Here is a 12,077-nt window from a genome sequence, read left to right on the forward strand (position 1 = left end):
GACTAGTTTTCCCGTCATAGGAATTAAAAACTTTTCGTATGTCAGAAGATAATTCCTACAATCCAAGTAAAATTCTTAGCTGGGCAGAAGAAGACCGACCCCGCGAAAAATTGCTTTTGAAAGGAAAAGCTGCATTGTCCAATGCTGAATTAATTGCCATTCTGATAGGTTCCGGCACTGTGAAATTATCCGCGGTTGATGTTGCCAAGGGTATTTTGAATGCTGTGAATAATAACATCAGCGAGCTTGCCCGGCAAGGGATGAAAGACCTGATGAAAAATAAAGGAATTGGTGAAGCAAAAGCTATAACCATCCTTGCCGCACTTGAACTTGGCCGCAGAAGAACGGACCATATTCCGAATAAGCGCAGAATCATTGATGGATCTCAGGCGGTATACGATGAAATGAGGCAGCATCTTCAAGACAAATCGCATGAAGAATTCTGGATTATTATGCTGAACCGTGCTAACGAAGTAATGAAATCGGTTGCTGTAAGTGTTGGCGGAATTTCCGGAACAGTTTGTGATCCTAAAATGGTTTTCAAACATGCACTTGAAAACATGGCGAGTTCTATTGTATTGGTCCACAATCATCCCTCAGGCCAGTTGAAAGCCAGTGAAGCCGATGTAAATCTTACTCAACAACTGAAAGAATGCGGCATATTACTCGATCTCCCAGTCTTAGATCACGTCATTTTCACAGATAAAGGATTTCTCAGTTTTGTCGACGAGAATATTTTTTAGCCTAAAAAATCAATTCCTTTTTTACAATTCCTTCGAGCTCTTTATATGGAATTGTGAACGTGATTGCTCCGCGCGCGTAAGCTGCAATTTCGTACGGATTGTAATAAAAGTAGATTCCTTCTCGGGTAAAAGCGTAATTGGCAGGTAGAAAAAATTTATGATTTGTCAAAAAATACCCGGCGTTTTCAAGATTCGCAGTATCCGCCAGGTTTTCCAGTTTTCTAAATGACTTTTCTACTTTTTTAAGTAAAGCAACGGAATCAGCGAGGAATGATGAAGATTTTAATTCCTTTCCCGTTTGGGTATCAAAAACATAATAAGTCCGGAAACTGTTTGGATGTGCGCCGCCTGTAAACGCGTAATGATCCATTTGATACTGGATTATTTTTGAAGAATACATAATAGTATCTCCTTTCAAATCCACTTCCCAGCAACCCGGCGCATCAGGGAATTGTGTTTTAAATTTAGTGTAATTTGAAGCAAAAACATCGTAAGCATTTTTAATACTTTTATCAGAACCCGGATGAGCGGCGATGCTTGCAGAATCTGCATAATCGTTTACTCTGTCAATTAGTTTTTGATTTAGGAAAGCACGGATTGTGCCTGAAACTGTATCCTGAGCGGTTGGTTCCCATACATTAATTACCAGGCTAACTCCTCCGATTAGCGTAGTATCACAATTTCCCAGCTCCATTTTATTAAATTTCCCTGATTTAGTTCCTGTTTTGACTTCTTCTTTTTTGGTAGAAGGAGTGCAGGCGAAGAAGTAAATAAGGCTGCTTAATAGTAATAGTTTTGAAGAAATATGCATGTTAGTGTTTCTTTGTTGATGAGTGAGTCGACTAAATAATTGTTCCAGAGGTTGTATGACTGATTCTGTCTCAACAATAATTCCAAAGGCTTTGTCGCTGTAAATTGCCTGGATTATCATTCCAAAGTTTGTAAACCCGTCCGACGGTAAAAAAACCGTTGGACGGGCAGCCCGAAAAACATCTGAATGGGCGACCCGTCGGACGGCTTTTTCCGCCGTCCGACGGGTAAGAAAAATCTACAAACTCATCAATTCCTTAAACCGAATCGCCTGGCGACGGGATATTTCAATTTTATCTCCACCTTGTAAAGTCACTAAAAGACCACCGCTAAACCAGGGTTCAATTTTTTCTATCCAGTGCAGATTTATAATATGTTTACGGTTTGCTCTGAAATAAGTACCCGGATCAAGTCTTTCTTCCAGATTGTTAAGCGATTTAAGAACCAAAGGTTTCTGATCGTCAAAATGCAGACGAACATAATTACCCATAGATTCGAACAATCTCACTTTTCCCAACTTCACAAACCAGCATTTTTCACCATCTTTCACAAAAACCTGATCGTTCTCACCCAGAATTTTCTCTACTCTTTCGTGATTGGAAACAGGAATTTCAGTATGTGCCTGGTTTTCTTCAATTCTGTGAATTGTTTCTTTTAACCGTTCTGTATCGATTGGTTTCAGCAAATAATCCAGCGCATTGTATTCAAACGCTTTAATCGCATATTCGTCATAAGCCGTTGTAAAAATCACCTCCGGACTTTTTCCTTCAATAGAAGACAAAAGTTCAAAACCGTTTTTACCCGGCATTTGTATATCAAGAAATAAAAGTTCAGGTTGCAGGTCATCGATCATTACCAAAGCTTCCTCCGCGTTGGCGGCTTCTCCTACAATTTCAATTTTTGTGTACGGTTCAAGTAATCTTTTAAGTTCATTTCTTGCTAGACGTTCGTCATCAACAATAAGAGTTCTCATGGCGGTTTTCGGGAATTGTTTATTAAATAAAAATCTTGAATCGTTACTTAAAAATGAATTTCGGTGACTTACAAAGATAACATTTTAGTCCACCTGCAAAAGCTGCATTTGATCAGAAAGTGTTGGAATCCGTATCTCAGAGCAAACAACTCCCTCTTTTTCCTGAAAAATCCGGAATGATGCGCCTTTACCATATAATATAGAAAGCCGTTCGGCAGTATTTTTCAAACCAACACCACCAGAATCCGTATTTTCCAGATTTGTTGGCGCACTGATCAGATTTCCAGTGTTGCGGATAAGAATTATCAGCGTATCATCTTCAATATCCGATTTTACATCCAGAAATCCACCACCCATCTCTTTGGAAACTCCGTGTTTGATTCCGTTTTCCACCAACGTTTGCAGCATCATAGGCGGAACTTGCCAGTAAACGGCCTGAGGATTAGATTCAATTGTATATTGTAAACGCTCTTCATATCGTACTTTTTCCAATTCAAGATAATCCACAACCGTTTTCAATTCCTCCTGAAGATCAACAGTTTTCCTGCGATCAGCCAGAAGTGAATTTCGTAAAATATTGGATAATTGTGTAATACTGATTTGCGCTCTAGAAGGATCTTCATAAACCAGCGCACGGATGCTATTTAATGCATTAAAAGTAAAATGCGGATTAAGCTGTGAACGCAACACCTTTGCCTCCGCTTCACGCATGGAAGTTTTGAGCATTATCTTTTCGAAATCAGTAAGCCTGTTTTGTTCAACATAATGATAAACGGTATAGGAAAGTATCCATGCAAGCAGATTTTTGGACCAGCCTGCATAATAATTCCAGAACACAAAAGGCTGATTCATCAGGTTTTCCTCTAAAATTTTTCTATCCAGAGGAAGGTTAACCACCGTCATAATTAAACCCAAAAATAAAACGGAAACAACAACGCGTAATGCCAGCCTTGGCAAAGGCAGCGTAGACCAGTTCCATCGGCGAATTACAAGACGGTAAATATGGGTCAGCGTGATACCTAAAAGGATATTGGCAAGGCTGCTGTATAAATTGGTAAGATCAAAACCGTATTCAAGTGTGTACAGAACAAACTCATACATAATGAGCACTGTCCAGCCCACAATTTGTAAAGTCCAGTAAATTTTCCTTTTGGACATGAGTTAAAGGTTACAGCTGAATGACTAAGCCACAAAAATATGGAACCACAGCCAGTTTTCCGCCATAAATACATCAAAGGAACTGCCCCTACACAAACGGTCTCCTACAAGGTTTGAGGAATTTCCAGTGAAAGCAGGTGCGTTGTATCGTTTCTCACTTCCATTTCAAAAAGACCAGTGTCATAAGAATAATTGATGCGGTACAAACACAGATTACTGTGCTCGTAATCGTCCATATGGATCAGCGATTCCTTGAAAAGAATGGTTAATAACACGCGCATCGCACGGCCGTGCATGGCAATTAGAATATTTCTTTCGTGAGGACGGGATAGAATTGTTTCTATCACCGGAATCTGACGGTCACGAACCTGATTCGGACTTTCTCCGCCTTCGGCAGCACTGTCAAAATCACCTGCTTTCCACGCAAGTACAAGATCTCGATAGTAACTTGAATCCCCCGTGTTAGGTTCTTTACCTTCGCGAAGTCCCCAGGAAATTTCATTCAGTCCGGCATAACTTTCATGCGCAATACCCTGATTTATAAAACCGCGGACAGACTGCTGCGTTCGCTGTAAATTTGAAGTATATATTTTGTCAAAAGGTACATGCTGATAAGCATTAAAAAAAGCAGCGGCCTGAGCCTCTCCCCATTCGTTCAAACTAGAATCCACACCACTTCCCTGTACTACTCCTCTGCGATTAAGATCAGTTTCACCGTGGCGAATGAGATATATAGACTTTCTTTTCAAAATAATTGTATTATTTAAATATTATTTTTGCAAATACCTTGTTTTTGACTAATATAGCAGATACAAATTTATACAATTTTTATATGTTCGCAACATCCATTTCTCTTGACGCCATTCATTCTTTTAGCAAAAACACAATTGCCGATCATATTGGTATTGAATTTCTGGAAATAGGAACAGATTATATTGTGGCCAAAATGCCAGTTGATCATCGTACGCATCAGCCATTCGGGATTTTGCATGGCGGTGCGTCTGTTGTTTTGGCAGAAACACTGGGAAGTATTGCGTCTTTTTTATGCCTGAAAGACCGGGACAATCAGCATGCAGTAGGACTGGAAATAAATGCAAATCATCTTCGCCCGGCAAAGAACGGATTTGTTTACGGACGTGTTACACCTATACATGTTGGAAGGACGACGCATATCTGGGATATAAAAATCACGAATGAAGAAAATAAACTGGTTTGCATAAGTCGTTTAACAGTCGCAATTGTAGATGCGAATCGTTAATTTCAACCAATTCAAGAAAGAAATTCAGAACGGGTTTGATGCCTGTTAAAGATTATATAGATGATTTCGACTCAAATTAGAACGGCTCAGTCCATTTTAGAACGTTTTGAAGCAGAAGAACTTTGGAAAGCAGCAAAAGAACTGGGTTTTCCATGTGCCATGTGGAAACTTCCTTATACCAGCGAAATAAAATTATTAATATCAATCAGAGAAGGAATCCGCAGCTGCCAGCCGGATATGGAAAAACTTTCTTCGGGATTCATGATCAGCCCTTTTCATTGGAATGAAAACGATAATGTGCTTTTTATGGAAGGTGATATTATTGCTGTTTATTCTGAAAACGGTCAGCTTGAACAACTTGATAATAAGCTGGGTGAAGAACATCCGGAAATTAAAAAACTTGTTCATTCTGCTTCTCAGATCAAGGAAAAAGACAATCGCGGAAATTTAGAAAATCTCCCTCTTTTAACGGCCACGCTTCCGGATCACGATACAAAAGCACGTTTTGAGAGAACAGTGGAACTTGCTGTTTCGGCTATAAAACAAAAACAGTTTCACAAAGTAGTTTTATCAAGAACAAAAAAGCTTACCTACACCGAACATTTTCAACCGGCAAAAGCTTTTCAAAAACTGGCAAAAGCATACGCTCACGCTTTTGTTTCGCTGGTAAATTTACCGGAACAGAAAGAATTGTGGCTGGGTGCCAGTCCCGAAGCCTTGGTACAACAAACGGCAGATGGTACTTTCAAAACCATGTCGCTGGCCGGTACCCAAAAAGCCAAAGATAAGAACGGCATCCTGCTTCCAAAATATGACATTCGCTGGGGACAAAAAGAAATCGAAGAGCAGGCTTTGGTAAGTCGTTATATTATTGAATGCTTTAAAAAAATTCGATTGAGGGAATATCTTGAAACCGGCCCCAAAACCGTTTTAGCAGGTAACCTTTATCATCTTAGAAGCGATTTTGAAGTGGACACCAATGCGCTCAATTTTCCGGAGCTTTCGTCCGTTATGCTTCGCCTGCTCCACCCTACTTCTGCAATCTGCGGCGTACCCAAAATACCAAGTCTAAAATTCATTTCTGAAATTGAAGGTTATGACAGATCTTTTTACAGCGGCTTCCTAGGGCCTGTTCAGGTTGAAGGAGACTCGAATTTATTCGTAAACCTTCGAACCGTAAGGCTGAAAGATGGCATTGCAACGTTTTTCGCGGGTGCCGGCATTACGGAGGACTCAATTCCGGAAAGAGAATGGGAAGAAACTGAACTTAAATGTGATACACTTTTGAAAGTGATCGGGAAAGAATTTTAAAAAAATTACATCGGGGCATTAAACTTTTATAGTAGAAAACTATCCAAGGCGTATTACATTTACATAACAATCACAAAACTTCCACGTTTTCTGATTGTTAACTATTCCTAACAATTTAATTATTTAAAAATTCCTTGAAATAGTACTACCTCTATGAATCGCATTCTTCCAGGGCCTGATTATTTGTGTCGATCTAATTTTAAAAAATCTTTTCTTCCAATACTTTTTTCATCGTTTTTAAGCACCGTACTTTTTTCATGCGGAGAAAAAAAAGATACATTCAAAAAAAATGACAGCAAATCTACGCCTACTACTGTCGATGTAATCATCGCAGCAAGAGAAAATGTGAGCGATAAAGTTGAAGTTAATGGTACGGTAGTCGCCAATGAATTTGCTGAATTGCACCCGGAAGTAAGCGGATTATTAACTTTTCTTGACGTTCCCGAAGGTAAAACCATTCAGAAAGGAACGGTCATTGGCAGAATTAACAGCGCAGACCTTACAGCGCAGATGAATAAATCAAAAATTCTTCTGGATATGGCTTTGGTAACTGAGGACAGGTTGAAAAAACTAATAGCAGTCAATGGTGTTAACCAGGCTGATTATGATCTTGCTGTCAACAACTCAAATTCCCTAAAAGCTGATATGGCCTATACACAGGCTTTAATTGATAAAACAATAATTCGTGCACCATTTACAGGTGTGGTTGGTTTGCGAAAAGTAAGTGCAGGATCCTACGTTTCTCCACTGACAGTCATTGCTACTATGCAGCAATTGAATAACTTACGGATTGATTTTACTGTTCCGGAAGTTTATCAGGCATTTGTTCAGAAGGGAAGTACTGTTGATGTTATCATTGATCAAAAAGGAACAATTCAGAAAGCAAGAATTATTGCAACTGAGCCAAAAATTGATCAGTCGACCAGAAATATTACGGTGAGAGCTGTACTGGATTCAGGAGCACCGAGCCCTGGTTCATTCGCGAAAGTTCTTCTTAATGCAGGAGCGCAAAAAAGCAGTATCCTGATTCCTACCAATTGCATCATTCCTGAATCAAGGGATAAAAAAGTGGTAACGGTAAAAGGTGGAAAGGCAGTTTTCGTAAGTATTCAAACCGGCGTTCGTAAAGCTGATTTTGTAGAAGTTACAAGTGGTATTAACGTTGGAGATTCCGTAGTTGTTTCCGGGGTATTGTTCGCCCGTCCCGATGCACCTGTGAAAGTGAGAGCAGTAAAAACCCTGAATTCAACAAAAGCCGAATAACGGCATCCAATGCCCATTTCCTAGACAACCAACCTATGAATATTTCGGAATTATCGCTGAACCGGCCAGTACTTGCCGTCGTTATGAACCTGCTTATCATCCTTTTTGGAGTGGTAGGTTATAACTTTCTGTCTCTGAGAGATTACCCAGCCATTGACCCTCCTATTGTGAACGTCCGCACCAGCTACACAGGTGCCAATGCCGATATTATTGAAAGCCAGATTACTGAACCACTTGAAAAAAGTATCAATGGTATTCCTGGTATTAAAAGTATAAGCTCGTCGAGCCAGATTGGCGCGAGTAATATTACGGTTGAATTCAATCTGGAAATTGACCTTGAAGCTGCGGCTAATGACGTGCGTGACAAAGTAAGTCAGGCGCAGCGAAATCTTCCTCAGGATATTGATGCACCTCCCGTTGTAGCAAAAGCGGATGCAAATAGTGATTTCATTTTGCTTCTGGCCGTTCAAAGTCCATCAAAAGGTCTTTTGGAATTGAGTGAATATGCCGAAAATGTTTTACAGCAAAGTCTCCAAACGATTGATGGAGTAAGTGCGATTAATATTTTTGGTCAGAAAAGATATGCGATGCGTATCTGGCTGAATCCTGATCAGATGAGCGCTTATAACGTTTCGTTCAATGATATTAATACAACACTGACTGCTGAAAACGTAGAATTACCGGCGGGTAAAATTTACGGTAATGAAACCGAGCTCACCATCCGTACAATGGGCCGCCTGACTTCTGAAAAAGAATTTAGCGATCTGATTGTTAAAAATGACAGTACGGGAATTGTCCGGCTAAGTAATATTGCAAAAGTTGAACTGGGTCCTGAAACAGAAGAGCAGAGCTGGAAATATAATGGTGTTTACGCGGTAGGTCTGGCCGTAATTCCACAGCCCGGAGCCAACTACGTTAAGATATCAGAAGAATTCAATAAACGCCTTGAAGAGATTGCTAAATCGAATAAGTCGGACATTACTTTCAATGTTTTAATTGATAATACCCGTCTTGTTCGTCAGTCTGTGGAAGAGGTGGAAGAAACGCTGATCATTTCTTTCGCACTGGTTGTTATCGTAATCTTATTCTTCTTCCGGAATTTCCTGGTTGCGGTTCGTCCTCTGATCGATATTCCAATCTCATTGGTCGCAACATTTTTTGTCATGTACCTTTTTGGTTTTTCTATTAATATCCTTACGCTTCTGGGAATTGTTTTGGCAACCGGACTTGTGGTGGATGATGGTATTGTGGTAACAGAAAATATTTTCCGGAAGCTTGAAGAGGGTCTTCCGATCCGACAGGCGGCGCTTGAAGGTAGTAAGGAAATTTTCTTCGCCGTTATTTCGACTTCTTTGACACTGGCCGTTGTATTCCTTCCCGTTATTTTCCTTGAAGGTTTTGTGGGAAGTTTGTTCCGTGAATTTGGTATTGTGGTAGCATCTGCGGTATTGATTTCTGCTTTCGTTTCCCTGACAATCACACCGGTTCTTAACGTATTCCTGAATCGTAAAAATGCTGGTCACGGATGGTTTTATAACAAAACCGAACCATTTTTCACCGGGATGGAAGATGGATATAACCGAATCCTTACCAGTTTTATTAAGGTACGCTGGATGGCCTGGATTTTAGTACTTGCCTGCGTGGGTCTTATTTATTTCACCTACAAACATTTGCCGAGCGAACTGGCACCGATGGAGGACAGAAATAGCGTTCGTTTGAGCATGTCTGCACCGGAAGGAACCAGTTATGATAAAATGCAGGGTATTGCCGACGAAGTTGTAGATTATTTGAATGACTCAATTCCTGAACGTGATTTTGTATTTTCTTCCACGCCGGGTTTTGGTGGCGGCGGTGTTAATGCTGCCTCCGGTCGTATTGGATTAGTACCCGCTGGTGAAAGGAAAAGAAGCCAGAACGATATTGCAATGGCGATTAACAAAAAACTTCCGCAGTTCAACGACGCCCGGATTTTCGCAGTTCAGGAGCAAACAATTGCAGTGGGTATCGGTTCTCGTGGCGCACTTCCCGTTCAGTTTATTCTTCAAAATCTTGATTTCGCGAAATTGTCAGAAGTATTGCCAAAGTTCCTTGAAGAAGCCAGAAAAGATCCAGTTTTCCAGAATGTCGATGTTAATTTAAAATTCAACAAACCGGAAGTTCAACTGACTATTGACCGCTTAAAAGCACGTGATCTTGGTCTTTCCACTACTGACGTTGCTGCAACAATTCAGGCTGCATTTAGTGGTAGAAGATTGGCGTATTTTATCAGGAACGGACAACAGTATCAGGTAATCGGACAGGTTGAACGTGCGGATCGTGATAAACCTGCGGATATTGAAAAACTATATGTAAGAAATAATCGTGGTCAGAATATTCCGTTGACAGCCGTTGTGAACATGGTGGAACAAAGCGGTCCTCCTACACTTTATCACTACAACCGATATAAGAGCGCAACAATTTCTGCCTCTCTCGTAGAAGGAAAAACCGTTGGTGATGGCGTTTTGGCTATGCGTAACATTGCAAACAAATTGCTTGACGAAACTTTCCAGACTTCATTAAGCGGTCCTTCCCGTGATTATGAAGAAAGTTCTTCCAACACAAGCTTTGCATTCGGACTTGCTTTGCTGCTTGTTTATCTGGTACTGGCCGGACAATTTGAAAGTTTTACAGATCCGTTTATCATCATGATTACGGTACCGCTTGCTTTGGCAGGAGCACTTTTAAGTCTGTACATATTCAAACTGACTATCAATATTTTCTCTCAGATCGGTATGATCATGCTGATCGGGCTTGTGACGAAAAATGGTATTTTGATTGTGGAATTTGCTAATCAAAAGCGTGAACACGGTATGAAAAGATTACCAGCCGTAATTGAATCAGCAACGCAGCGTCTTCGCCCTATTTTGATGACAAGTCTTGCAACAGCATTCGGCGCATTGCCAATTGCGCTAAGCCTTGGAGCAGCAGCCACCAGTCGTGTGCCGCTTGGCGTTGTAATTGTAGGCGGATTGACGTTTTCTTTAATATTAACTTTGTTTGTAATTCCGGCGATCTATACGTTTATTTCTCCAAAACATAACAAACACAGAGAAGAACTCGCGGCCGCGGAAGAAGCTCCGGCCACTGTTTAAAAAACGAATTGTTTATTCATCATAAGTCAATATAGGTTTTGCATGAACCCGCTCAAAAATTTGAATAGTAGTTTTAAAATTGCAATTTTTCTTCTCCTGACCGGAAGCTCAGCCATGAGTCATCAGGCGCCAGCCGATTCTTTGATCACACTGGATGATGCTATTGCGATTGCGTTGAAAAACAGTCTGGAAATACAAATTGCCAAAAATGATGTGGAAGCCAACACACTCCTTAACAATTACGGTGTGGCCGGAGGGTTGCCAACAATAGCCGGTACCGCTTCCAATGTTGAACAAATTCAGAATATCACCCAGGAACTTCAAACCGGACCTGGTACCAAAAGAAGGGGTGCTGATGGTAATAACACCAATGCAGGGATCACAGCAAGTCTTCTGTTATACAATGGGAAAAGAGTAGTGGCAACAAAAATGCGCTTGGCGGAATTGCAAAACCAAAGCAGTGAAGTTTTAAATTCTCAAATTCAGAATGTGATTGCAGCGGTGATGACAAGTTATTATGATGTTGTCCGCCAGTTGAGTTACATGAATACGGTTCGGTTTTCTATCATTGCTTCTCAAAAACGTCTTGAAATTATCGAAGTAAGAAAAACGGCGGGAATGGCAAATAATGCGGATTTATTTCAGGCGCAGATCGATTTAAATACGCTTTCGCAGACTTTGACAAATCAACAACTGGCAGTAGATGTTTCTAAATCTGAATTATTAAGACTGCTGGCAATGGATCCAAAATCTCCGGTTGCTGTCAGAGATACAATTCTGGTAGATCAGACGATTAATATTGATAATGTTCTTGAAAAACTTGCCGTTAATGCAGATATAAAAGCAGCCGACAGCCAGATCAGAATTTCGGAATTAATTATTCGTGAAACTGCTGCGTTGCGTTATCCTACTGTTCGTTTAAACCTTGGATATAACTATACACGTGCCCAAAGTTCAGCAGGTTTTACGCTTTTGAACAAAGTTACTGCGCCAAGTGCAGGTGTTACCTTAAACGTTCCGATATATAACGGTGGCGCCTTTAAACGCCAGCAACAAGTTGCAGAAATCAATGCCAATTCAGCAAAATCTCAAAAACAGGTTCTGATTCGTGATTATTCTTCGCAAGCTGTGAAAATGTTCCAGACATACAAAAGTTCTTTAGAACAATTGGAATCTCAAAAAGCAAATTACAAATTAAGCCAGCAGCTTCTTGATCTGACATTACAGCGTTTCCAGTTAATTCAGGCAACTATTATTGATGTTAGAGAAGCTCAGCGTAGTTTTGAAGAAGCGGGTTATCGTTTGATCAACCTGAACTATGCAGCAAAATCTTCGGAAATTGAATTGAAAAGGTTGACAAATACATTGATGTTATAGTCTTTCCGATTTTCTTGTTATTAATATTTCCCAAACCACCTAAGCTATTTCAG

General features: G+C 40.3%; 10 protein-coding genes. 6 read left to right on the forward strand and 4 right to left on the reverse strand.

Features of this window, described 5'->3' with window-relative positions; genetic code table 11:
- Nucleotides 1-38 precede the first annotated feature (38 nt).
- On the forward strand, nucleotides 39-743 hold the full coding sequence (gene radC, locus IEE83_RS21495) for a RadC family protein (protein ID WP_194122552.1): 705 nt from the start codon (nucleotides 39-41) through the stop codon (nucleotides 741-743).
- A gap of 1 nt (nucleotide 744) precedes the next feature.
- On the opposite strand, the gene IEE83_RS21500 is transcribed toward radC, so the two are convergent.
- From IEE83_RS21500 to IEE83_RS21515, 4 genes are all read right to left on the reverse strand, one after another.
- Complete coding sequence (locus IEE83_RS21500; RefSeq protein WP_194122553.1) at nucleotides 745-1,554, reverse strand: DUF3298 and DUF4163 domain-containing protein; 810 nt, start codon at nucleotides 1,552-1,554, stop codon at nucleotides 745-747.
- 237 nt (nucleotides 1,555-1,791) lie between these two features.
- The gene (locus IEE83_RS21505; RefSeq protein ID WP_194122554.1) at nucleotides 1,792-2,526 is read right to left on the reverse strand and encodes a LytR/AlgR family response regulator transcription factor; all 735 of its coding nucleotides are present in this window, start codon (nucleotides 2,524-2,526) and stop codon (nucleotides 1,792-1,794) included.
- A gap of 84 nt (nucleotides 2,527-2,610) precedes the next feature.
- Entirely contained in the window at nucleotides 2,611-3,684 is a 1,074-nt protein-coding gene (locus tag IEE83_RS21510) for a sensor histidine kinase (protein WP_194122555.1), read from the reverse strand.
- A 104-nt stretch (nucleotides 3,685-3,788) separates the two neighbouring features.
- On the reverse strand, nucleotides 3,789-4,433 hold the full coding sequence (locus IEE83_RS21515) for a histidine phosphatase family protein (RefSeq protein WP_194122556.1): 645 nt from the start codon (nucleotides 4,431-4,433) through the stop codon (nucleotides 3,789-3,791).
- An 83-nt stretch (nucleotides 4,434-4,516) separates the two neighbouring features.
- Here IEE83_RS21515 and IEE83_RS21520 point away from each other — a divergent pair, with 83 nt between their 5' ends.
- The 5 genes from IEE83_RS21520 to IEE83_RS21540 all read left to right on the forward strand — a co-directional run bounded on the left by IEE83_RS21520 (nucleotide 4,517) and on the right by IEE83_RS21540 (nucleotide 12,024).
- Complete coding sequence (locus IEE83_RS21520; RefSeq protein WP_194122557.1) at nucleotides 4,517-4,942, forward strand: hotdog fold thioesterase; 426 nt, start codon at nucleotides 4,517-4,519, stop codon at nucleotides 4,940-4,942.
- 60 nt (nucleotides 4,943-5,002) lie between these two features.
- Nucleotides 5,003-6,253, forward strand: coding sequence for a chorismate-binding protein (locus tag IEE83_RS21525; protein WP_194122558.1), 1,251 nt, complete (start codon nucleotides 5,003-5,005; stop codon nucleotides 6,251-6,253).
- Between the two features lie 153 nt (nucleotides 6,254-6,406).
- The gene (locus IEE83_RS21530) at nucleotides 6,407-7,516 is read left to right on the forward strand and encodes an efflux RND transporter periplasmic adaptor subunit (RefSeq protein ID WP_194122559.1); all 1,110 of its coding nucleotides are present in this window, start codon (nucleotides 6,407-6,409) and stop codon (nucleotides 7,514-7,516) included.
- Nucleotides 7,517-7,551: 35 nt separating this feature from the next.
- Nucleotides 7,552-10,647 carry an efflux RND transporter permease subunit gene (locus IEE83_RS21535; protein WP_194122560.1) on the forward strand — a complete coding sequence of 1,032 codons (3,096 nt, stop codon included), beginning with the start codon at nucleotides 7,552-7,554 and terminating at the stop codon, nucleotides 10,645-10,647.
- Between the two features lie 42 nt (nucleotides 10,648-10,689).
- Nucleotides 10,690-12,024, forward strand: a complete 1,335-nt coding sequence (locus IEE83_RS21540; protein ID WP_194122561.1) for a TolC family protein — start codon at nucleotides 10,690-10,692, stop codon at nucleotides 12,022-12,024.
- Nucleotides 12,025-12,077: the final 53 nt, after the last annotated feature.

The organism is Dyadobacter subterraneus, assembly GCF_015221875.1.
Lineage (GTDB): Bacteria > Bacteroidota > Bacteroidia > Cytophagales > Spirosomataceae > Dyadobacter > Dyadobacter subterraneus.

Coding starts and splice junctions, on each gene's coding strand:
- IEE83_RS21535 (WP_194122560.1), top strand. CDS start 7,552: ATGAATATTTCGGAATTATCGCTGAACCGGCCAGTACTTGCCGTCGTT.
- IEE83_RS21525 (WP_194122558.1), top strand. CDS start 5,003: ATGATTTCGACTCAAATTAGAACGGCTCAGTCCATTTTAGAACGTTTT.
- radC (WP_194122552.1), top strand. CDS start 39: ATGTCAGAAGATAATTCCTACAATCCAAGTAAAATTCTTAGCTGGGCA.
- IEE83_RS21500 (WP_194122553.1), bottom strand. CDS start 1,554: ATGCATATTTCTTCAAAACTATTACTATTAAGCAGCCTTATTTACTTC.
- IEE83_RS21540 (WP_194122561.1), top strand. CDS start 10,690: ATGAACCCGCTCAAAAATTTGAATAGTAGTTTTAAAATTGCAATTTTT.
- IEE83_RS21530 (WP_194122559.1), top strand. CDS start 6,407: ATGAATCGCATTCTTCCAGGGCCTGATTATTTGTGTCGATCTAATTTT.
- IEE83_RS21505 (WP_194122554.1), bottom strand. CDS start 2,526: ATGAGAACTCTTATTGTTGATGACGAACGTCTAGCAAGAAATGAACTT.
- IEE83_RS21510 (WP_194122555.1), bottom strand. CDS start 3,684: ATGTCCAAAAGGAAAATTTACTGGACTTTACAAATTGTGGGCTGGACA.
- IEE83_RS21520 (WP_194122557.1), top strand. CDS start 4,517: ATGTTCGCAACATCCATTTCTCTTGACGCCATTCATTCTTTTAGCAAA.